Consider the following 22,685-nt stretch of genomic DNA (forward strand, 5'->3'; position numbering starts at 1 on the left):
AAGATAAAGAATTTGATGGTCTTTATCTTTTTTGAATTTAATTAGATTATCTAGCTCCTCTGTCTGATGGCGAACGATAGTTAAAATCTCTGTCCTGTTCCCGTTTCTGAACTTCTGCCTGTTTTTCTGCCAGCTTTCGATGGATTGAGTTTTCTCCATACTTGGAGTTCCATTCCTTGTTTGCTTTGACATAGGATTCATACTCGGACTTGCCTTGTTTATAGACTTGCAGGAACGCATCTACCGTTGGATATTTGTAATCCTGCACGATATGGGATAATCCCTGCTTCATAATCTTAATCGTTTCTGCGTATTTGTTAGACTGTGCCTGCAATTCCTTTCGTTTCTTTCCTTGGAATAATCCTGTACAGTTCTTCAAATCCTCGTCAATAAGGTCTTTTTTCACTTCCTGCGTATGAATGGCTCTGTTTTGTCGTTTAAGTTTCTCCATAATCTCTTCAAGTCGCATCTCATAATCGTGTGCCAGCTCAGACATTCTTGGTCTTGGCGGAATAACGGTCTTTTCTGCGGTAGTAGTAGCAGGTGCTTTGAATGGTTGGGTCACAGCAGGAATTGTCTGATTGTCTGTCTGTGTAACGGATGGAGCTGGTTGTTTCTCTTGTTTTTCATTTCTTCGCTCCATAAGGTCGGAGATTCTGGCTTTCTGTTGTTCCTGTTTCTGTATCAGCAACTTTATGAGTTCTTTTAACAGCTCGATTGCCCGAAAGATAATCATAAACAAAAGCTCCGGATGATTGCCATACTTGTGAATGGATTCCTTAATCGGAGTTGAAATCTGTTCCTGCTTTACCTTTAAGATTTCCTTTCGCTCCATCCCCGATACCAAAGCGTGATCCACAGTACGATTCCAGTCCTGTATGACCTTATTATTGAGTGTAATCTTATCTGCCTTTGGATTGTTCTTACCGATTTTCTTAGTGGCAAGATAGACATCCCCACGCTTGAATGCAGACAGCTTTTCTTTCTCATCTTTGACAAGTCCGTTGATGACATCGGTATAAAATACCTTGACCTCATCTAAGAAATGTTCCTGCTTAAAGCGAGCGTCCTTGATGGTAAACATCTGTCTTTCGTAGACCTCACCTTTCTTGATCACCTTACACCTTTTACGGATAGTTCCATTCTCGTCTAGGATTTCTTTCTTGGTACGAACATGATTACCTTTCTCATCATAGAACATATTTCTGGTGGCAATCTTTTCTATCGGTTCGTCAAGATAATTTCGTTCTGCAAAGATAAGATGGATATGATAATTCGTCTTTCGTTTGTTATGATGGAGTGCTGCAATACAATCAACACCATACCGACTTTTGAATTTATCCGTCATATATTTTAATAGTCCGTCTGGCGGATAATCCACAAAGGATTCCGGCAGGGCAATGATAAATTCTCTTGCTTCGATACATTTTCCCTCTGTACCGCTTTTCTTAAATTCTGCCTGATTGCACTTGGCAAGTTCTGTCCAAAATTTTCGGTCTGTGGTTTCATATACCGCATAGAGATTTTCCTGTTTTTTGTCACTGGAGATATAATAGATTCTTCCACGAACATTATGGAGCTTTGACATCTGCACAAATGAATTTCTTGGCATAGCGATTTCCTCCTTTCCCAGTTTTGATTTTGGAAAAGAGGACAGATAAGATAGATGAGATGTGAGTAGTAAACTTTCCCTGTGAGCGAGTGCATAGGCACTCGTCTTGCGAACACATCCGCCTTGTGGCGGCTAAGCCTCGCAGAGCGAAATACACAGAGTACAAAACGAAGTTTTGTGCGATGGGTGTATTTCGCTCTCAAACGCCGAGGGCTTGCTTATGAAGTTCACTTTTAGCTGTAACTGTTCCCTCAGCACCTAATTTTGTGCCTTTAATGGCACACTTTTTATGTGCCGTATCCGGCACTCCCTTTTCTTAACAGAAATGCTAGAAGATTGCTATGAAAATCAGCGAAACAATAGACGAATCCGTTAGCACTTTTGCCTTAACAATAGCATTGTTCTATTATTCAGACTTTTTAGCAAAAACCGTAGAAACAGTAGAAGTCTGCTATTAAAATCGAAAAAACAATAGCACGATTCGTTAGCATTTTTGCCCTGACAATAGCATTGTGTTACTTCGCTTACTTTTAAACTGTGTCTGGCAAGGAAGTGGTAGTAAAAGTTCCTATTAAATTTCATTTTTAATAGTGCATTGTTTTATTACATTTTGATTTTAATAGAGCTTTTTACTATTAACTCTTTGAAAATGTACCCCATAGATTGGACACTCAAAATCATAGTAGCGTACACTTTTTGTCATAGGTCGGACAGCTTTTTTCATAGCTACACTTGGTATGACTTCTCACAGCACTTTTTGTAAGTTGGGTGGACTTGTCCTACCAGTCGGCTTCACTTGGGTGGATGGTTGCACCCACTTCATTTTCTGGCTTGGGTGGACTATTCATAACACCTTTTGCATCTTGGGTGGACTTGTCCTACCAACAAGCTATAACTGGGTGGACGATTGCACCCATTCACATCCATCTTGTCCTCATTTTCCAAAAGTTCTGGTTGTATCTGAGGACTTGTCCGTGATATAATCTATTTGCGTGTAGGTATATCATGGCTTTTAGTCAGATACATACCAGAGGGATGGTCTTAGGACTGTCCCTTATTCATTTTTCATTGTTCCCTTGACCGCTTTTACTGCGTGTCTGTCTCGTAAATCCTTCCCCTCATTGAGAATCAGAAACTCGTCTAATCGTTCCCTGCGGATTAAGATTTTTCTTCCCACTCTAAGGATAGGCAGCTTTTCCCATTCCACAAGATTTCTAAGAGTGTTTCTTCCGATACCTGTATAGTCGGCAGCTTCTTCAATGGAGAGAGCAAACTTTAATTCTGTCATTCGATCACCTCATTCCTGCGTAGGATTACAAGTCTTGTATATCAGAGGATGTTCCTTTTTGAAGAAAGGATTAGCCTTTTTTAAAACTTGCGTTACGCAATTCTGATTAAAGTATATATCTTTTATAACGCTATGTCAAGCCTTACGAAATTCTATCATCTTTTATAGAATTGCGTATTGCAATATATCGTGTTATGTGGTATAGTAATGACATACCGAAAAAGGAGGTTCGCAAGTATGTTAAAAGATAAAGAATTGCGAAAGACAATCGGTAGCAGAGCAAAAAGCCGTAGACAGGAGTTAGGATTGAACCAGCCTTATGTCGCTGAAAAAATGGGCGTGACAGCCTCAACCATTCAGAGATACGAAGCAGGAACGATTGATAACACCAAGAAAATGACCTTAGAAGGTCTGGCAGATGCACTTCATGTATCTGTGGAATGGCTGAAAGGTGAGACGGACGAATACGAAACAGACATTACGGATAAAAGAGAATTACAGATTCGTGATGTGATGACTTCCATTCTGAATAAGCTCCCTTATGATATGGAACAGTCCGAAAGTGATTTTTCCAAAGACCTGCTACTACTGATGTTACGGGAATACGAGCTGTTCGTGGATTCGTTCCAGTTCGCTTGTAAGAATTTCAAAGGAAATACAGATAACAAAATGCTCGCCCAGACAATGGGGTTTGAATCCAATAAGGAATACAATGAGATTATGTTCCTTAGAGAAATCACCCACACCGTCAACGCATTGAACGATATGGGCGATATTGTAAGACTGTATTCTAAGAATCCTGAGACAGCGAAAAATCGACTAGCCAATCTTTTATCAGAAAAAGATCCCGATTCGGTATAGATAGGCAGACGGAGCTATGATATACTTACACGCAAGAAGCATTTCACCAGTTCCGATTGCCGATATCGAAAGGAGAAACGATTATGGCAAAAGGTTCTGTAAGGAAGAAAGGCAAGAAATGGTACTACCGCTTTTATGTGGAGGATGCAAGTGGTAACTTGGTTCAGAAAGAATTTGCAGGTACGGAGAGCAAATCAGAGACAGAGAAAATGTTACGCAAGGCTATGGAGGATTATGACGCAAAGAAATTTCTAGCCAAAGCGGACAACCTCACACTCGGACAGATGCTAGATGTATGGGCAGAGGAAGATTTGAAAACGGGTTCACTTAGCAACGGTACAGTCGGTAACTATTTACAGGCAGTAAACAGGATTAAACAACACCCAATCGGAAACAGAAAACTAAAGACAGTCACTTCGGAGCATTTGCAGAAGTTTATGGATTTACTTGCATTTGGCGGTGAGGAAGGAAATTTTAAGTCAAAGGGTTACACCATCGACTATATCCGTTCTTTCCACGCAGTCCTGCAACAGTCCTTCCGATTTGCAGTCTTTCCAAAGCAGTACATCACATTCAATCCAATGCAGTATGTGGTAATGCGTAGGAAAGCCGAGGAAGATGTGGATTTGTTTTCTGATAATGATGAGGATGCAGAGGTTATCAACCCGATTACACCAGAGCAGTATCAAACGCTTATGGAGTATCTGGAAGAAAGAAACAAGCCTGCTGTCCTGCCGGTACAGATAGCGTACTACACAGGTCTTAGACTTGGAGAGGTATGCGGACTGTCTTGGAGTGACATTAACTTTGAGGAACAGTATCTGACAGTACGAAGAAGTGTCCGTTACAACGGAGCAAGGCACAAGACCGAGATTGGTCCGACAAAGCGAAAGAAAGTCCGTATCGTGGATTTCTGTGATACGCTCGCTGACATCTTAAAGAAAGCGAAAAAGGAACAGAGAAAGCAGGTATTCAGTTACGGAGAACTCTATCAGAGGAACTACTACAGGGAAGTTAAGGAAAAGAATCGTATCTACTATGAGCTTTATCATTTGGATGGCACAGAGGACATTCCGCTTGATTACAACGAGATTGACCTTGTATGTATCAGACCGGACGGAGCATACGAAGCCCCTGCAACGGTTGAGACAGCTTTAAGGACAGCAAGGAAACGATTGTCGGAGCTTGATGATAATTTCCACTTCCACACCCTGCGACACACTTATACCACAAACCTGCTCTCAAATGGAGCAGCACCAAAGGATGTACAGGAATTACTTGGACACTCGGATGTAAGTACCACTATGAATGTCTATGCACACGCTAACCGAGAAGGTAAGCGAAACTCAGCCCGACTACTTGATAAGGTGGTTGGAGAATAAAATCGAATAAGAAAAACTTTCCCTTGTAGATACCTCATAAGGGCAAAAACAAGGGAAAAGGATACATATAGAGTGGCAAGGCATACCGCCAAGTCGCATAAAATAAGGAAAGTTGAGATTTTAGTTATACAAATTTTAAGTTGCCTTTTCAGGCGATAAACTTCTGGTGGGAGGTCTTGACGTTGTTCTGATTCACGATTGCATACTGCATGGTGGTGCCGATCTGCGAATGACCGAGGATTTTCTGCACCTGCTCAATGGGCATTCCCTTGTCGATGGCACGGGTAGCCATGGTACGGCGGAACTTATGCGGGTGGATCTTGTCCAGATTCAGCTCGCGGCCCAACTCTCGCAGACGGATCTCCACGCCGCTGATCTTCAAGCGGTCAAACGGGGCATCCAGCGTTACAAACAGCGCCGGGTTTGCATCGGTGCGGGAGCGCAGATAGTCCTGTAAATGCAGCTTTGCCTTGGCATCAAAATAGACCCGGCGCTCTTTGTCGCCTTTGCCGAACACTACACACTCGCGGGCTTCAAAGTCGATTTCTGAAATGTTCAGATTCACCAGCTCTCCCACACGAATGCCAGTGGAATACAACAAATCAATCATAGCAAGGTCGCGCGCACACTTGCAGTTATCCCGCAGGCGTTCAATAGCTTCGTCCGAGATGGTTTCCTTCACGGGCTGTTTGGTCTTGATTTTATGGATGCGGCGCATGGGGCTTTTGAGGATGTAGTCCTCTTCTTCCAGCCACGAGAAAAAGCTGGAAATATTCCGGCGCACATTGTCGATGGTCACTTTGCCGCAGTTGTTGATCTTCTGATATTCCACCAGATACCGCCGGATCTCTTCGGTGGTCATCTTGCGCAGGGGCGTGTCCACGGTTTGCAGCAGCCGTTCCACCGTGACCCGGTAATACTGGATGGTGCGCTCAGAGCAGCCCTCGATTTTCTTGGCATCAAGGAACAGCTTCAGATATTCCTCGTTGGAGATCTGCTCTTTCTGCGCTTCGGATTCAGAAAACGTCTGCAACAGCACCTCTTGCAGCTTTTTCATCTGCGCAACATTCAGGTACTCTGCCATCTCGTTGATAATCTTCACGATTTTGTCTTCCATATTGGCGCACTCCTTTTCTGGTGTACCAACATCCTGCTCCGGCAAAGTGCCTGTTGTTGCTTATTATCAGCCAAAATACTGTTGTATCAGGCTGTCAAAGAGTAATTGTGTCTGGTCAAGGGCTTTCTGCACTTCAACTTTTGATTTGTCTACCTCGACCACAAAGTCAGCAAACTGGTTTTGGAGGGGCAGAGGGGGAATTAAGACAGGTAACGCTCTGAGCTGGCGCATATTGATACTTGCAATACCTGTTGTCTGTTTGGCGCAACCCAAAAAGTAACGCTTTGCTTTTTGATGTTGCAAATATTCAGCAAAGTAAGCGGGCAAAAGTTCACTCTTATCAAGTCGCACACGGAAAATGTGATTTTGATGAATGGAATCTTTTAATGGATTTTTGATAATAGCACCACGGCCTACTTTGTCAGGGTCACCACCTTCAGTCATTAAAATATCATCTGGCATCAAACGATACTGCTCAATTTCCTGCTTGGTTGCCAAAATTGTTTTAACCGTAGTCCAGTCGATATATCCGCTTTTTACATTTGAAACTGCCATATATGGCACTTCGATTAATTCAGTTTCCGTTGTTTTACGCCCTTTCGTGATTCCTGAAACAATATCCGCAAGGCTTTCCAGTGACTTTTCAGGCCATTCGAGGGAGTTTAGTAACATATCACCAAACATCTCCACAAATCGAGCTTTGATAAGTTCATCCAGCTTGGTGAGCTGCTGCTTTCTGAAATCAATGCTAGACGATACCCGATTAAGCATATTTACAATTTCAAGCTGATTATCGTATTCGTGAAGCTGAATTTTTATAGTAGATAGAGTGGCTTTGTTCAGCGTAGCACCCATAACTGCTTTATTGGTTCCCTTACTCCAATCCTTTGCGCGAAGCAAGTAGTATAAGTATTCCGGCGAAATCTTTTCTACTCCTTTATCAATAAAGGCCATAATAGCTTCGTTGGAGTACATCTCTTTTTCTGTTATTGCCACCTTGCCCAAAGACAGCTTAAAGCTCATTATGACCGTATTGGCGGGAATCTTTTTGATGCCACTTTCTGCAACAGCTGAATCCGAAAGCGTCTCTTTTGTATTTGATATATATTTTCCTGAGTTAGTCAGATCCGCAATAGAAATCCAGTTGTTTTCTGATTTTTTCCAATAGCTTGAGTTATCTCTGGATGGGGTTTTGCCCATCTGGAGAGTAAAAAGTTCCGACAGGGCGTATTCCATAAACTCTCTCCCACAAATTAGAATTGTTTCATTTCAAAAGTTCTTCCAAAGCGTCCATCTCTGCGTCAATCTTCTTTTGCAAATCACGCAGCTGTGCCATAATTTCCTGTGTGGAAGGATACTCCACCGGCACATACTCGGTCTTTTTATACTTGTTGATGGACAAATCATAGTCGTTGCCCGCAATCTCCTCTTTCGGCACAAAGAAGCTCTGTTCCGTGCGCTCACGGGTGGCTTCAGCCTCCCGGTTGTGGAAACGAGCGATAATATCGGGGATGTCGTTTTCCGTGGTTGGACTGCGCTTATCATCCAGAGAGAAGCCGTCGGCTTTCATATCGTAGAACCAGACGTTATCGGTGCCGCCGTGGCCGGTCTTGGTGAAAATCAGGATGGCAGTAGAAACGCCCGCATAGGGCTTGAACACGCCGGAGGGCATGGAAATTACGGCTTCCAGACGGTTGTTCTCGATGATCTCCCTGCGAATCGCCTTGTGTGCAGTGGAAGAGCCGAACAGAACGCCATCCGGGACGATGCAGGCACAGCGTCCGCCGACCTTCAGCATCCGCAGGAACAGAGCGAGGAACAGCAGCTCGGTCTTTTTGGTCTTGCAGAGCTTGAGCAGGTCGGTGGAAACAATGTCGTAGTCCAGACTGCCCTTGAATGGGGGATTTGCCAGAATCAGGCTGTATTTGTCCTTGTCGGGGTTCTGGTCGCTCAGGCTGTCGCGGTACTCGATGAACGGGTTGTCCACGCCGTGGGTCATCATGTTCATAGCACCGATGCGCAGCATGGTGCGGTCCATATCGAAGCCGTGGAACATGTGGTTCATGTAGTGGTCTTTGTTTTTGCGGTCAAAGAACACTTCCTGCTTGCGGTTTTCGCGCAGATATTCGCCAGCGGCTACAAGGAAGCCCGCCGTGCCGCAGGCCGGGTCGCAAATCACATCGTCAGCACGGGGCTGCATCAGGTCAACCATCATGCGGATAATGTGGCGCGGCGTGCGGAATTGGCCGTTGACACCTGCCGTTGCCAGCTTGGAAAGCAGGTATTCGTAGATGTCGCCGCGAATGTCAATGTTGGAAAGCTGCGCCGCCTGCTCATACATTCCGTCCATGGCAGTCACGATTTTATCCAGCATCAGCGGCGTGGGCACTTTGAAAATGGCATCACCCATGTACTTGGCGTAGGCACTGTCCTTGTCGCCGTGCAGATTCTTGATGAAGGGGAACACCATCTCCTGCATGGTGGAGTACATTTTGCCTGCCGGGAAATCGTGGAAAACGCTCCATTTGAGCTGTACACCGTCCACAGTGCGCTCCCCGACCTGTACCTCGCCCGCAAAGATGCTCTTGTAGGGCAGACCCAGCATAGCGGCTTCTTTGGCGTGGGTGTTGTCGCTTTCATCGAGGTCGTGAATGAACATCAGATAGGTCATCTGCTCGATCACATCCAAGGGATTCGTCAGGCCGCCTGTCCAGAAAATTTCCCACAGGCTGTCAATTTTGCTTTTCAGTTCTCCGGTTACCATGTATGTTCCTCCTGCGTGTCGAGAAAATAAGCCCGACAAACAATAATTTGTTATACTGCTATTATACCGTTTCTTCGGGATCGGTTCAATCTGCAAAAGGAGGAAGCTCGGAGTTTTCTACATTGCACACATTATGCGCCCATCAAGGTGGAAAACATGATCCTTGGCGGCGGCATCCTGCGCAGCGGCGGCAGGACAAAAATCATTCTGGTCATCGACTGTCTGGGAACATGGTGCGTTGGCATTCCCTTGTGTCTGCTGGCTGCCTATGGGCTGCGGTGGGGCATCGTGGGCGTATATGCCCTGCTCAACGCAGAGGAAGCGTTCCGGCTGGTCTTGTCCCTTGTGATGTTCCGCAGACGCAGCTGGATGGTCAGCCTGTCTGAGAAACAAAGCGTACCCTGAAGAGCGCAAAACGCCCGCTCACCGTGGAGATTTGGACACGGTGGGCGGGCGTTTTATGCTTATTTTCCGAGTACAACGGAGAGCCTGATCTCCTTTTCCGTCTCGCTCAGGTCAAGAGCGCCGCCATCGGCGACGGTCACGCGCAGCTCATAGAGCGTACCGGCGGTAAGTTCCGTTACAGCCTCGCCGTCCTCGTCTGTGATCGACCACAGTGCAGGATCGACCTTTGCCAGCTTGCCGTCCACGCCATAGGCGTAGAGGGTCAGACCGGAGGTGCTGCCGGACAGGTTGTTCATACGGAAAGCTACCGTGGTGTTGGGATGTACGTTGCGGACGGTCACAGTGTTGCGCCAGCTTGCAACGGTGCCTTCGCCGCCGTTCTGCGCAAACCGCTCCTGCGAAAGGACGTTTCTTGCCGCCTGATCAAGCTCGACCTTGCGGTAGGGCATTTCGGGCAGATAAACAAACCGGTCCTGCAGACGAAGCAGTTCCAGATAGCCCGTCGGGCAGTAGAGCGCGTTGCCGCTGTTGCCGGCATACATACCAATGGCCATGTTGTTGTAGCCGTATTTGTTGGAAACATCCATCGTGAAAACCGTCTCGCCGGTTTCAAAGTCCAGAATGATGTACTGCCACATCCCGGTGGTCACATCCTGCACATAGCCGTAGATATAGCCCGTTGCGGTGGAAAGCTTCATGATGGAGGTGTCGCTCAGGTCGTTCCGGCACCAGACGCTCTTCATTTCGTAGCCGTTTGCGGTCTTTACGGTGTCCACACGCTCGATGCCGGGGGCGATCATGATGTTGCCCTTCATGAGCCAGTTCTGGTCGTAAATATTGGCGTAGCTCTGGATGGAGGAGTCGTTGTTGGGGTCCGCCAGACCTGCATTGCCCGCGCCAAACCAGTTGCAGACGATGGTGCTGACGGTGCCATTGCCGTCGTCATAGACGATGGCAGAGTTCTCAACGGCTACCTGATAGCCCTCGGGCAGGTCATCCAGCACCGGGGTGCTTGCCACGACCTCGCCGGTCTTCATATCGAGTGCAAGAAGGTTTACAGTGTCCTGATTATCCGTGAACAGCACAAGGTTCGGTGTCAGCGTGGGCGAGCAACCGCCGCCCCATGCAAGACCGCCGCCGGTGGTCTTATCGCCTTCGCCGCTCACCTTTGCACCCGCGCTCTCATAGGGCGTGCACCACACAACGTCTACGCCTTCTTCTGCACGCAGAAGATAGCAGTTTTGGTTGGTCAGGACCACCGCACCGTCCTTGGAGGCGGCGATGCCGTTTTCAGCGCCCTCGCCGGGGGTCAGTTCGTGGACAAAAACAGCCTTTGAAAGGTCTGTCTGCTCGCCGTTCAGGATCGCATCAATGGCCGAGCGGGCAATATAGCCGATGACGCCCTGCTGCTGGCGCTGCGGATAAATGCGGAAGCCTCCCGTTGCAAACCAGAGGTTTCCGTCATAGTCAAAGACCACGGACAGAAGATTCTGCGTCAGTTCTTTTCCAAGTGCGGCCTCGGCAGCAGCTTTGATATCAATGTCCAGCACCTTTTCAAATTCCGGCAGAACATTGCCGTTTTCATCCGTTGCGCGGAGCATCAGCACATGGTTGTTGCTCGTGGGGCAGACGATGCGGTTGGATTCGTCAAGGAAGGTATAGGAGCTCTGGATAACGTAACCGCCGCCGTCATGCTGTTTGGGGGAGAAATAGCCGAGCGTCTTTGTCTCTTCGGCGTTCAGGTCTCGGATGGCGATGCCGCCCAGCAGCGGCACAACGGCATGGCCGTAGCTGTCAAAATAGATAGCGGGAGAAGCATTTGCATTCGTCGTCTCATAGGAAACGTTGATCTCCGGATAGATGGCAAGCGGCAGGATTTCATCCGTCGAGTCGGTGTTGTAGCCATCGTGATGAATGTTTGCATCGCTCTTGGCCATGTAAGGGTTTTCCTCTACCTGCTTGGGGTTCAGAGCCTTTACCGGCAGCGCCGCAGAGGCTTGTTCCGCTGAAGAGGGCTGTACCGCAGCGGACGGGGCAGCGGGCTGCGAAGCGGCAGCACTGTCTGCCGGCGTCTGTGTTCCGCCGCAGGCAGCCATGGAAAGGCACAATGCTGCGGTCAGCGACAGGCTCAGCGCAGAATGGACGATGTTTCTCTTTTTCATAAACCGTTCTCCTTGTTGTGTTCGTTGCGGTCAGACCAGTGCTGCTCCGCCTGATTTTTTTCCATCCAGCCAGATGCGGAATCCCTGCCGCAAGGCGGCTTCGGTCACCGGCTCCAGCAGAAAATAGTCTGCACGCAACCGGAAGGCATGGAGCGAAAAATCCAGATCGCTGCACCAGATAATGCGTGTCTGTGGACAAAGCGCGCGCAGATGCTCTACTGCGTTCAATCCGTCGACCCCCGGCAGGGCGATCACGGCATTTGTCAGCGGCTCGTTGCGTGCAGCCTCAAAAAAGCTTTCCTGATCGTGGTAACAGTCCATTTTCGGGAACAAGCAATGTTCGGCGCAGAACCGCGAGATCTGCTCTGCCAGAAAAGCTTCCTGCGCCCTGCTGCTTGTCAGCACGGCAATTCGGTACACAGCGTGCCTCCTTTCTCTTGCGCCGTCGTTGGCGTTCTCTGCTTTCAGTATACGGACAGGCATGGTCTTTTCAAGCCATTTAGCACGAAAGCCCCTTTTCCGTCACGAAATCCCGGTTTCTGCTGCGACAGAACCGGGCAACTGTGCTATAATCAGGATGAAAGAGTTTATAAAGGAGGTTGGAAGCTGTAAAACGGCTTCCTGATACAGCATGAGGATCGCAATCGTCGATGACCTTGATACCGAGCGCACACTGCTGAAGGAGCGCTTGGTGCGGCAGCTGAGTCAGCGCGGCGCAGATGCAGAAATTTTAGAGTTTGACAGCGGGGAAGCCTTTCTGGCGGCAGAAAAAGAGCAGCGCTTTACCGCCGCATTTTTGGATATTTACATGGATGGTTTAAGCGGCATGGACGCGGCAAAGGAACTTCGGAAAACAGACGCAGACTGTCTTCTGGTTTTTACCACCACCTCGACAGACCATGCACTCGAGGGGTTTCAGGTACGGGCATTTCATTATCTGGTCAAGCCCTTTTCAGAGGCCGAGTTGTCCGGTCTGTTGGATGAAATGCTCGCAAAACTCCCCCGCCCGGAGCCGGTTTTGACGGTGAAGGTGGATGGCAGCGACATCCGTTTGCGCTATCGTGATATCATATCCGCCGAGCATTTCGCCCACATGATCAACATCCGCACCACTGCCGGCAAAACGCTTGCTACGCGCCAGAGCTTCAAAGCGTTCACCGAGCCGCTCAAAAAAGATCCGCGCTTTTTTGTCTGCGGACGTGGCGCGATCATCAATATGGAAAATGCTGCCGATTTTCAGGCTGCCGCCTTCTGTATGACGGACGGCAGCCGCGTCTATGTCAGTCAGGAGCTTTTGAAAGCCGCCCGGCAGGCCTTTATGGAATTTCTGCTGCAAAGGGGGCGTGCGGATTGAAGGACGTTCTGCGCCCGGTTCTGGAACTTACGGTCGTGTTTCCCGGTTTGCTGCTTGCGTATTTTCCGGTAGGTTCCTATCTGAAGCTGTCGCCCGCAAAGCTTGCAGCAGGGGCGGTGCCGCTGCTGCTCGGGCTTTGCCTTGGCGGCGGGCTGCTTTGCTATCATTTTGGCATTTCAACGGCGTTCTCCGTGCTGCTTATTACGCTTACAGCAATTTTTTTGTATCGCAGAACGCTGCGGATCTCTCTCTGGAAATCCGGGACCATCGCGCTTGCGGTCTGCGCGGTATTTGCGTGCCTGAACAGCCTGTCCCGGGCCGTCGGCACGGCAATCGTGATCCGGATGCAGCTGCCGCCGGACAAGCCGTGGTTCTGCTTTGGCGCCTGCATCTTTTATAATGCGGTCTGCTGGCTGATCACTGCCGCAGCCTATTATCCCGCCACCCACGCAGTACGCGCGATGGTGGAGGATGACAATTTTGCGCAGACGTGGTATGTGTTCTGGGTGCTTCCGATGGTGTTCATCCTGCTAAACCTTTTTATGGTCCCGCGCTACCAGATAACACTTCAGACAGGGCGGGTCTTGCAGGTCTACATCGTTATGAGCATCGCGCTTTTGTTTTTGATGTTCATGTTCAATGCGATCTTTCTGCTGATGGCAAACAGCCTTAACCGGAATGCGAGATTGCAGCAGGAAAATCAGTTTCTTTCCATGCAGCAGCAGCGCTATGAAAGCCTGAAAGCCGCCATTGAAGAAGCCCGGCAGGCGCGGCACGATATGCGCCACCAGCTGAATCAGATCTCCGCACTGGCCGAGGCAGGAGATCTGGATAACCTGAAGGCTTACCTTGCAAAAACGGTCTCCCGGATCCCGGATCTGGATATGAATTTCTGCGAAAACCGTGCAGCGGACAGTGTTGTCGGCTATTATTGTGCCCTTGCAAAGCGTGAGGGTGTTCCCTTTTGTGCCAAACTCGACTTACCACAGGTGCTTCCTGTGGACGAGATCGATCTGTGTCTGGTGCTGTCTAATCTTCTGGAAAACGCATTCGAAGCCAGCCTGCGCACCGCACCCGCCCGGCGCAAGATTGCGATCACCGCGTATGTCCATGCCGAGCGGCTTCTTCTGGTCGAAGTGGAAAACGCATTTGACAGCGCAGTTCACGAAAAAAGCGGGGTGTTCCGCTCTTCCAAGCGAAGGGAAAACGGGATCGGCATCCAGTCTGTCCGCCATATTGCAGAAAAGACCGGCGGTGCAAGCACGTTTACCCATCAGAATGGCGTTTTCTCTGCCAAGGTCATGCTTTGTGGAGAAAAGCAGCCGCCAGAGACCGCAGACAGCACCACGGAGTTGTACGGAAAGTGTGGAAAGTAATGCGGAAAGTGCGGAAACTTGCCATATAAAAAAGCAGAAACTTCTTTCCCCAAATGGCAACCTCTATGCTAAAAGTGGCAAGTGACATATACAAAACGCCATTATACAGAACTGCCCACTCCCTGAGAACTTCTCAGACGAGTGGGCATTCTTCTTTCCGTGTATCAAATTTACCTTCGTGGTCACTCAAACCGCCACCAAGTCATGGATCAAAAATCATCATTTTTCATTTGTCCCAGAGTAAGTGCACGGTTTCTGCACACTTTTGCACACCGGCGGGAAAGCCGTATTTTTCCTTGCATTGTCTGCATTCTGTGCATCGTGGCGGAACTTGTCGGGGCAAAGCCCCTCCATCTTGCTGCGCAAGACCGCTCCGTCGCTTAAAAGCCCCACTGGGGCTTTCATTGCTGCGCTGCGCTTGCAAACGCGAATTTTCTTACCTCCCCCGCGATACACCGTTCAAAAAAGGCCGCCGCACAAAACACTGTGCGGTGGCCTTAAAATTTGAACGCGTATTGCTATAAAAACGCTTACTTGCCCAGCATCTCGTGGGCGGTCTTGCAGATGGTAGCAGCGTCCAGACCGAACTTCTTCAGCAGATCCCATGCGGGGCCGGAGCAGCCGAACACGTCCTGCACGCCCACGCGGCGCACGGGAGTGGGCAGCTTCTCGCTGAGGACAGCGCAGACAGCCTCGCCCAGACCGCCGATGACGTTGTGCTCCTCGGCAGTGATGACCTTGCCGCACTCCTTGGCAGCCTTGAGGACGATCTCCTCGTCCAGAGGCTTGATGGTGTGGATGTTGATGACCCGGGCGTGGATGCCCTCGGCAGCCAGCTGCTCGGCAGCCATGCGGGCTTCGTTGACCATCAGACCGGTGGCGATGATGGCAATATCGTTGCCCTCGGTCAGCTGCTCGCCCTTGCCCAGTTCAAAGTGGTAGTTGGCCTCATCGTGGAACACCGGCACAGCCAGACGGCCGAAGCGCAGGTAGACGGGGCCTTCCATGGCGTAGGCGGCGCGCACAGCGGCGCGTGCCTCGATATCGTCGGCGGGGCAGATGACGGTCATGCCGGGGATGCTGCGCATCAGAGCAAAGTCCTCGCAGCACTGGTGGGAAGCGCCGTCCTCGCCCACAGAGATGCCGCCGTGGGTGGCGCCGATCTTCACGTTCAGGTGGGGGTAGCCCACAGAGTTGCGCACCTGCTCGAAGGCGCGGCCGGCTGCGAACATGGCAAAGCTGGAAACAAAGGGCACATAGCCCATAGCGGCCAGACCTGCGGCCACGCCTACCATGTTGCTCTCGGCGATGCCGCAGTCAAAGTGACGGTCCGGGTATGCCTTCTGGAATATACCGGTCTTGGTAGCGGCGGCCAGATCAGCGTCCAGCACCACCAGATCATCGTGGCCTTCCGCAGCCAGCTCCTTCAGGGTGTTGCCGTAGCTGTCGCGGGTCGCGATCTTTTTCACGTCTGCCATCTCAGTTCTCCTCCTGTTCCAGCGCGGCATAGGCGGCGTTCAGCTCGTTCATGGCCACCTGATACTCTTCATCGTTGGGGCCCTTGCCGTGCCATGCAACGGAATTGGTCATATAGGAAACGCCGGTGCCCTTGACCGTATCCAGAATGATGCAGGTGGGCTTTTCGGTCTCGGCGTGGAAAGCCTGCACGGCGCTCTCGATCTGGTCAAAGTCATGGCCGTTGATGGTGACCACGTTGAAGTTGAAGGCGCGCAGCTTATCTTCCAGCGGGGCGCTGTTCATGACGGTCTCGGTGGTGCCGTCGATCTGCAGATGGTTGCGGTCCAGCATCACGCACAGGTTAGAAAGGCCGTAGTGGGCGGCAAACATAAAGGCCTCCCAGCATTCGCCCTCTTCCACCTCGCCATCGCCCAGAATGGCGTAAACGTTCACGGCAGAGCCGGCGTGCTTTGCGCCCAGCGCCATGCCGCAGGCGGCAGAAATGCCCTGACCCAGACTGCCGGTGGACATATCCACGCCGGGCACGCTGTTCATGTTGGGGTGACCCTGCAGGCGGCTGCCGATCTTGCGCAGGGTCTTGAGCTCCTCCACCGGGAAGAAGCCCCGCTCTGCCAGCGCGGCGTACAGCGCCGGGGCGGCATGACCCTTGGACAGCACCAGACGGTCGCGGTTCGCCATCTTGGGCTGGGCAGGGTCGATGTTCAATTCCTTAAAGTACAGATAAGACAGCACGTCTGCGATGCTCAGACTGCCGCCCGGATGACCACAGCCTGCACTGTGGGTCCCTTCGATCACGCCCATGCGGATGTGGCAGGCGTGCTTTTTCAGGGTAAGTTTTTCAGCATTTGTCATGATGGTCCTCCCGTATGAACCTCAGAATTCATGCGCTCAAAAAAGCCTCTCGTCAGCGCCCCGGCGTCAAGATTGCCGCAGCGCGCTTTTTTTCAATTTTATATTATCCATTCTGCGCAAAAAGGTCAAGCTTCTTCCAGCAAAATGTACAGCCCCGGGGAAATTTTTTTGCGAATAGACCGATTTTTGTCTATTTTGCAGACATCCCGCCCCGCTTGACAGGGGCAAAATGGTTTGTTATACTTTTGACCATCGTTCCGGCAGGAAGCCGGACACGGGCGGGCAGCAGCCTGCCGCTTTCCCCAGCAAGCAATATTTTTTTGAAACAGACGCCACGAAGGGGTCTGCCTTTGGCATGGAATGCCGGGGCAGGCTCCTTTTTATTTTGCGGCTGAAAATGGAGGGACCCTTATGAAAACCAAAAACGCTTCGCCTGTGCGGCAGCTGGTGCCGGCTGCCCTGTTTTTAGCGCTGGCCTTTGTGCTGCCCCTGCTCACCGGACAGGTACCCAAGGTGGGCAATATGCTCTGCCCGATGCACTTTCCGGTGCTGCTGTGCGGCTTTATGCTGGGCGGCCCGTGGGGGCTGGCTGTGGGCTTTGCCGCCCCGCTGCTGCGCTCGGTGCTGTTCGGCATGCCCCCCATGTTCCCGGTAGCCATCTCCATGGCCTTTGAGCTGGCCACCTACGGGCTGGTGTCCGGGCTGCTGTGGCGCAGGGCAAAGCACAGCCTGCCCGCGCTCTACGCCGTGCTGCTGACCGCTATGGTGTCCGGGCGCATCGTCTGGGGCATCGTGCGCTTTGTGCTGGCCGGGCTGACCGGCGGCAGCTTCCCCTTCAGCGCATTTTTGTCCGGGGCGCTGTTTACCGCCGTGCCGGGCATCGTAGCGCAGCTGGTGTTCATCCCGCTGCTGCTCACCGCCCTGCAAAAGGCCGGCTTTGCGGACTGACCTCTGCGCGCACCCTTTGTGCAAATAAACGATACTTCAACCGGTTTTTAAGGCACTTTTTCCAAAAGAAACGGAAAACCGGAAAAATTGTGCCGTTTTGTGGCTTTCTGTTGGCAAATGTGATAAACTTGGACTAGATGTGGGCGTGTGCCGCTGTGCACTGCCCACAAGGAGTAAATGAAGAAGAGAGGTCGTTTATCGTGAAGATCATTCGTACAAAGGACTACGCTGATATGTCCCGCAAGGCAGCAAACATCATTTCTGCGCAGGTCATCATGAAGCCGGACTGTGTGCTGGGTCTGGCTACCGGCGGCACCCCCGTTGGCATCTATGAGAAGCTGGTGGAGCGCTACAACGAGGGAGATCTGGATTTTTCTGAGGTCACCTCCGTCAATCTGGACGAGTACCGCGGCCTGCCCAAGGAGCACCCGGAAAGCTACTGGAGCTTTATGCACCGCAACCTGTTCGACCATGTGAACATCGACCCCGCCCACATCAACCTGCCGGACGGCACCAACATGGACGCCGAAGCCGAGTGCAAGCGCTACGACGAGGTCATCCGCAGCGTGGGCGGCGTGGATCTGCAGCTGCTGGGCATCGGTCATGACGGTCACATCGGCTTCAACGAGCCCCACGATGCCTTTGATCTGGGCACCCACTGCGTGGACTTGGCCCAGGAAACCATCGAGGCCAACAAGCGCTTCTTTGACGGCAACGTGGATCTGGTGCCCAAGCAGGCTTATACCATGGGCATCCGCACCATCATGCAGGCACGCAAGGTGCTGATGGTGGTCAACGGCGCAGGCAAGGCCGAGATCGTCAAAAAGGCCTTCTTCGGCCCTGTCACCCCCGAGGTGCCCGCAAGCATCCTGCAGCTGCACCCGGACTTCATTCTGGTTGGCGATGAAGAGGCTCTGAGCCTGATCTGATCCTCCAAGCTTCTGAGCCGCTGCACGGCTGCCGCCGTGCAGCGGCTTTTTGTTGTCCTCTCTTTACATTCCGCCGAAAAAGCGGTATTCTTTTTCCAGAACAAACTTTCCCGGGAGGAGACCATGGATATCCGCCAGCTGCACTACTTTTTGACCCTGTGCGAAGAAATGAATTATACCCGCGCCGCACAGCGGCTGTTCCTGTCGCGGCAGGCGCTGCGCCAGAGCATCTCTGCGCTGGAAGCCGAAATGTGCGGGCCGCTGTTCATCAGCGCCCACCACAAGCTGGCGCTCACAGACCGGGGCATGAGCCTGCAGCGCCATGCCGCCCCGGTGGTGGAGCAGTTCCAGCAGATGCAGGCCGCGCTGCGGGCAGAGATCCAGTCTGCCCAGCCGGTGCGCATCGGCATCAGCGTGGCGCTGGTGCCGGACTATCTGCCCGGGCTGGAGACCCAGCTGGACAAGTTCCGGCAGCAGTACCCCCATGTGGAGATGCGGTTCCGCCTGCTGGACAACGACGCCGTGGCCGATGGAGTGGAGCAGGGCGAGCTGGACGCGGGTCTGGTCATCGACCTTGGCTGCGCCGCACCGGTGCTGGCGCGCACCACTCTGCGGGCAGACCCCGCCTGTCTGCTGGTGCCACGGGGACACCCCTTCTGGGAAAAGGAGCGCATCCCGCTGGCAGAGCTGCGCGGGCAGCGGGTGCTGCTGCCCAGCCTGCGGCAGGATCTGTTCAGCCCGCTGTGGGCGGCCTGTGCCCGGGCGGGCTTTGCCCCCAATGCCGAGATCGGCCCCAGCTTTTATCAGGCCTACTATCTGGTGCAGGAGCAGCTGTGCACCTGCCTGACCCGCTACGAGCCCGGCGCGCGCCGGGAGCTGGACCGGGTGCGGGACGTGCTGCTGGAGGATATGCCCCCGCTGTGCGTGTCGCTGGTGCAGCGGCGGGACACCAGCTCTGCCTACATCGACCTGCTGCGCAGTTACCTGTTAGAGGTTCTGGGCAGCACCGCCAGCCTGCCGCCCCGCCGGGGTCGCCCGGCAAAGCCCTTCTATACCGCACCGGTGCTTTCCAGCGCCGCCGCCAAGGCTGCTCCGGAGCATCCCGCCCCGGGCACCCAGCTGCCCTTTGCGGGCGGCAACAACTTCCGGGAGCTGGGCGGTTACCGCGCCGACGAGGGCAAGACCGTAAAGTGGGGGCAGATCTACCGGGGCTTCCCCACCGGGCGGCTGACCACCGAAGCTGACCGCGCCCGGCTGGACGGGCTGGGGCTGCGGCTCATCCTTGACCTGCGCAGCGGCGTAGAAGCCGCAAAGCTGCCGGACTATGTGCCGGACGGCGCACGGCTGGTGCAGATCTGCGGCCTACGGGATGCCACCGGGCAGGAGATCGATTTTTCGCCCAACGACATCCAGCGGCTGGTGCAGAGCGCCCCCGCCGGGACGAACCTCACCCAGCTGATATACCGGCAGATGCTCACCGGCAACAAGGCCTTCAAGGAGCTGTTCCGGGCGCTGGAAGCCGGCGAGACGCCCATCCTGTTCCACTGCACGGCGGGCAAGGACCGCACCGGCGTAGCCGCCATGCTGATTCTGCTGGCGCTGGGCGCTTCGGACGAGACCATCTGCGCGGATTACGCCCGCACCAACCTCTGCCGCGCCGCCGAGATCGAAAAGGCCATGGCTGACCATGCGGCGGAGATCGCCGCCGACCCGGCGCAGCGGATGCGCTGGCAGTCCTCCGCCGGAGTAGACCCGGAGACTGCGCCCTTTGTGCTGCGCACCATCCGGCAGGACTACGGCAGCGCCGAGAGCTATCTGGAAGCCGAATACGGCCTGACCCCCGCCCGCCTGATGCGGCTGCGGCGGATGTATCTGGAATAAGATGATTTTAAATTTCGGGATAGCGGAGCGTCTGCGGACGCTCCGCTATCCCATTTTCACGGGGAGGGGTCGTGACGGCAAACGGCAGCTGCCGCGCTGGTTTCCTGCGGAAACAGCCGCGCGGCGGGGGAAGCCTTCATGCGGAAAATTGATTTCCATGGTAAACATCGATTCCCTCTTGAAAAAAAGCCTGTTGTCCGATACACTGAATATAACGAATCTTATAAGAAGGAATGAAGCTGACCATGGCTGCAAAAACGCCTGCCCAGTGGAAAACACTGTTTGAAAACGTACCCTTCCACCGCGAAAACTACTATACCGGCCCCCTTGGGCCGGACTACACCCCCGGCGGCACCTGTCTGCGGCTGTGGGCACCCACCGCCGAAGCGGTCACCGTGACCTTATACCACAAGGGAGACGGCGGCGCCGTGCTGGGCACAGAGCCCCTTGTGCGCGGGGCGCATGGGGTGTGGAGCGTCTGGCTGCCCGGAGAGCAGCACGGCCGCTATTACACCTTTGCCGTCACCGTGGACGGCATCACCCGCGAGACCGGCGACCCCTACGCCCGAGCGGCGGGGGTAAACGGCGTCCGCAGCATGATCGTAGACCTTGCCCGCACCGCGCCCTCCGGGTGGGAGCGGGATGTGCGTCCCACTATCCCCCCGGCACAGCGCGCCGTGTGGGAGGTGAGCGTGCGGGACTTCTCGCAGGATGCCGCCAGCGGGGTGCGCCCGGCGTGGCGGGGCAAATATATGGCCTTTACCCAGCAGGGCACTACCCTGCACGGCGATGGCATCCACCCCACCTGCCTGAACTACCTCAAGCGGTTGGGGGTAAAATACGTCCAGCTGATGCCCATTTTTGATTTTGGCAGTGTGGACGAGGCAAAACCTTTGCTGCGGCAATATAACTGGGGCTACGACCCCACCAACTTCAACGTGCCGGAGGGCAGCTACTCCACCGACCCCACCCGGGGCGAGGTGCGCATCCGGGAGTGCCGGGAGATGATCGCTGCCCTCCATGCGGCGGGCATCGGGGTGGTGATGGACGTGGTGTATAACCACACCTACCGCACCGAGAATCCCTTCAACAGCACCGTGCCGTACTACTTTTTCCGGCAGAACCCGGACGGCAGCTTTTCCAACGGCAGCGGCTGCGGCAACGAGTTTGCCAGCGAGCGCCCCATGGCGCGGCGCTACCTCATCGACTCCATCCTTTACTGGGCAAAGGAGTACCACATCGACGGCTTCCGGTTCGACCTGATGGGCTTGTACGACGCCGAGAGCATCAACGCGGTGCGCGCCGCACTGGATGCCCTGCCCGGCGGGCGGGACATCCTGCTGTACGGTGAGCCGTGGCAGGGCGGTGCCAGCCAGCTGCACCGGTACGAGGCCAACAAGGCGAACCTTGCCATGCTCAACGAGCGGGTGGGCATCTTCTGCGATGACACCAGGGACGCCATCAAGGGCGGCTGCTTCGATGCCCGGGAGCCGGGCTATGTGGAGGGCAAGCCCGGCAGCTTCTGGGATATCGGTGCAGCGGTGGCGGCATGGTGCCGCAGCGACCGTCTGCCGCCCCACGCGCCCAGCCAGATCGTGAGCTATGTTTCCGCCCACGACAACTTTACCCTGTGGGACAAGCTGCTCTGCGTCCGGTACGAAAAGCCGGAGTTCACCGCCCGGGACACCGTGGCGCTGGCACAGAACCGGCTGGCGGCGGGCATCTACCTGACCAGCTTCGGCCTGCCCTTCATGCAGGCAGGTGAGGAGTTCGCCCGCACCAAAAAGGGCGTGAGCAACAGCTATCGCTCCTCCCCCACCCTGAACCGTCTGGACTGGAACCGCGCCGAGAAGTACCACGCCCTCGTGGACTACTACCGGGGGCTTCTGGCGCTGCGGGCAGCCTTTCCCCGGCTGGGCAGCACCGACCGTCACGCCCCGGAGGCTTTGCAGTTCTTTGCACTGGAGCAGCCGCTGGTGGGCTGGATGCTGCCCGCCGTCTGGGGAGACGGCGCGGCATGGAGCGCCCTGTGTGTCTTTTATAACCCCACCGAAACCGCCTGCACCGTTCCCCTGCCCGCCGGGCAGTGGAAGCTGCTGAGTGACGGCACTTCTTCCAGCCTGTGGCGCGGCCCAAGCCGCATTTTCACCGGCAATGCCCCCCTTGCGCCGTACAGCGCAACTATTTTTGGTGCGGTGTGAATAAAGAACGAACTCCCTCAGTCAAAACCTGACGGTTTTGCCAGCTCCCTCGGAGAGGGAGCCATTGGCATAGC

General features: G+C 53.4%; 19 protein-coding genes. 10 read left to right on the plus strand and 9 right to left on the minus strand.

The genetic code is table 11. The annotated features are described in order from the left end of the window. Window positions 1-46 precede the first annotated feature (46 nt). Both WMO44_RS09760 and WMO44_RS09765 read right to left on the minus strand, forming a co-directional pair. On the minus strand, window positions 47-1,612 hold the full coding sequence (locus tag WMO44_RS09760; RefSeq protein WP_015559481.1) for a MobA/MobL family protein: 1,566 nt from the start codon (window positions 1,610-1,612) through the stop codon (window positions 47-49). A 1,054-nt stretch (window positions 1,613-2,666) separates the two neighbouring features. Continuing rightward, entirely contained in the window at window positions 2,667-2,900 is a 234-nt protein-coding gene (locus WMO44_RS09765; RefSeq protein ID WP_008396997.1) for a helix-turn-helix domain-containing protein, read from the minus strand. A gap of 237 nt (window positions 2,901-3,137) precedes the next feature. Here WMO44_RS09765 and WMO44_RS09770 point away from each other — a divergent pair, with 237 nt between their 5' ends. Together WMO44_RS09770 and WMO44_RS09775 are read left to right on the plus strand one after the other, a co-directional pair. Then, window positions 3,138-3,761 (plus strand): helix-turn-helix domain-containing protein, encoded by a 624-nt coding sequence (locus WMO44_RS09770; RefSeq protein WP_008396996.1) that lies wholly within the window; start codon window positions 3,138-3,140, stop codon window positions 3,759-3,761. 83 nt (window positions 3,762-3,844) lie between these two features. Beyond that, window positions 3,845-5,143, plus strand: coding sequence for a tyrosine-type recombinase/integrase (locus tag WMO44_RS09775; RefSeq protein ID WP_008396995.1), 1,299 nt, complete (start codon window positions 3,845-3,847; stop codon window positions 5,141-5,143). Window positions 5,144-5,291: 148 nt separating this feature from the next. On the opposite strand, the gene xerA is transcribed toward WMO44_RS09775, so the two are convergent. The 3 genes from xerA to WMO44_RS09790 form a co-directional block, all read right to left on the minus strand. Continuing rightward, window positions 5,292-6,260, minus strand: a complete 969-nt coding sequence (gene xerA / locus WMO44_RS09780) for a site-specific tyrosine recombinase/integron integrase (RefSeq protein ID WP_118658036.1) — start codon at window positions 6,258-6,260, stop codon at window positions 5,292-5,294. Between the two features lie 66 nt (window positions 6,261-6,326). Further along, window positions 6,327-7,496, minus strand: coding sequence for a restriction endonuclease subunit S (locus WMO44_RS09785; protein WP_349152464.1), 1,170 nt, complete (start codon window positions 7,494-7,496; stop codon window positions 6,327-6,329). Between the two features lie 28 nt (window positions 7,497-7,524). Continuing rightward, window positions 7,525-9,024, minus strand: a complete 1,500-nt coding sequence (locus WMO44_RS09790; RefSeq protein WP_349152465.1) for a class I SAM-dependent DNA methyltransferase — start codon at window positions 9,022-9,024, stop codon at window positions 7,525-7,527. A 147-nt stretch (window positions 9,025-9,171) separates the two neighbouring features. On the opposite strand from WMO44_RS09790, the gene WMO44_RS09795 reads away from it, so the two are divergent. Next, window positions 9,172-9,429: a hypothetical protein gene (locus WMO44_RS09795; RefSeq protein ID WP_349152466.1), complete on the plus strand. Its 258-nt coding sequence runs from the start codon at window positions 9,172-9,174 to the stop codon at window positions 9,427-9,429. Window positions 9,430-9,488: 59 nt separating this feature from the next. Here the strand turns inward: WMO44_RS09795 and WMO44_RS09800 are convergent, their stop codons facing one another. Continuing rightward, window positions 9,489-11,591 carry a PQQ-binding-like beta-propeller repeat protein gene (locus tag WMO44_RS09800; protein ID WP_349152467.1) on the minus strand — a complete coding sequence of 701 codons (2,103 nt, stop codon included), beginning with the start codon at window positions 11,589-11,591 and terminating at the stop codon, window positions 9,489-9,491. A gap of 30 nt (window positions 11,592-11,621) precedes the next feature. Next, a complete protein-coding gene (locus WMO44_RS09805; RefSeq protein ID WP_223452820.1) occupies window positions 11,622-12,011 on the minus strand; it encodes a response regulator in 390 nt (129 codons plus the stop codon). A 211-nt stretch (window positions 12,012-12,222) separates the two neighbouring features. On the opposite strand from WMO44_RS09805, the gene WMO44_RS09810 reads away from it, so the two are divergent. Together WMO44_RS09810 and WMO44_RS09815 are read left to right on the plus strand one after the other, a co-directional pair. Beyond that, window positions 12,223-12,945, plus strand: a complete 723-nt coding sequence (locus WMO44_RS09810; RefSeq protein WP_349152468.1) for a LytR/AlgR family response regulator transcription factor — start codon at window positions 12,223-12,225, stop codon at window positions 12,943-12,945. Continuing rightward, window positions 12,942-14,321 (plus strand): sensor histidine kinase, encoded by a 1,380-nt coding sequence (locus WMO44_RS09815; RefSeq protein ID WP_349152469.1) that lies wholly within the window; start codon window positions 12,942-12,944, stop codon window positions 14,319-14,321. Before WMO44_RS09810 ends, WMO44_RS09815 begins: the two co-directional genes overlap by 4 nt. Before the next feature lie 530 nt (window positions 14,322-14,851). Here WMO44_RS09815 and WMO44_RS09820 read toward each other — a convergent pair. Together WMO44_RS09820 and WMO44_RS09825 are read right to left on the minus strand one after the other, a co-directional pair. Continuing rightward, window positions 14,852-15,799 carry a transketolase family protein gene (locus WMO44_RS09820; protein WP_349152470.1) on the minus strand — a complete coding sequence of 316 codons (948 nt, stop codon included), beginning with the start codon at window positions 15,797-15,799 and terminating at the stop codon, window positions 14,852-14,854. A gap of 1 nt (window position 15,800) precedes the next feature. Then, entirely contained in the window at window positions 15,801-16,652 is an 852-nt protein-coding gene (locus WMO44_RS09825) for a transketolase (protein WP_055186180.1), read from the minus strand. Between the two features lie 14 nt (window positions 16,653-16,666). On the opposite strand from WMO44_RS09825, the gene WMO44_RS09830 reads away from it, so the two are divergent. The 5 genes from WMO44_RS09830 (at window position 16,667) to pulA (ending at window position 22,611) form a co-directional block, all read left to right on the plus strand. Next, window positions 16,667-17,047 carry a hypothetical protein gene (locus tag WMO44_RS09830; RefSeq protein WP_349152471.1) on the plus strand — a complete coding sequence of 127 codons (381 nt, stop codon included), beginning with the start codon at window positions 16,667-16,669 and terminating at the stop codon, window positions 17,045-17,047. 16 nt (window positions 17,048-17,063) lie between these two features. Continuing rightward, window positions 17,064-17,600 carry an ECF transporter S component gene (locus WMO44_RS09835; RefSeq protein WP_349152472.1) on the plus strand — a complete coding sequence of 179 codons (537 nt, stop codon included), beginning with the start codon at window positions 17,064-17,066 and terminating at the stop codon, window positions 17,598-17,600. A 200-nt stretch (window positions 17,601-17,800) separates the two neighbouring features. Next, window positions 17,801-18,529, plus strand: coding sequence for a glucosamine-6-phosphate deaminase (gene nagB / locus WMO44_RS09840; protein ID WP_349152473.1), 729 nt, complete (start codon window positions 17,801-17,803; stop codon window positions 18,527-18,529). A 123-nt stretch (window positions 18,530-18,652) separates the two neighbouring features. Next, window positions 18,653-20,410: a tyrosine-protein phosphatase gene (locus WMO44_RS09845; protein ID WP_349152474.1), complete on the plus strand. Its 1,758-nt coding sequence runs from the start codon at window positions 18,653-18,655 to the stop codon at window positions 20,408-20,410. A 233-nt stretch (window positions 20,411-20,643) separates the two neighbouring features. Then, window positions 20,644-22,611, plus strand: a complete 1,968-nt coding sequence (gene pulA, locus WMO44_RS09850) for a type I pullulanase (protein ID WP_349152475.1) — start codon at window positions 20,644-20,646, stop codon at window positions 22,609-22,611. Window positions 22,612-22,685 lie beyond the last annotated feature (74 nt).

The sequence above is a fragment of the Faecalibacterium tardum genome (assembly GCF_040096515.1).
Taxonomy (GTDB): Bacteria; Bacillota; Clostridia; order Oscillospirales; family Ruminococcaceae; genus Faecalibacterium; species Faecalibacterium tardum.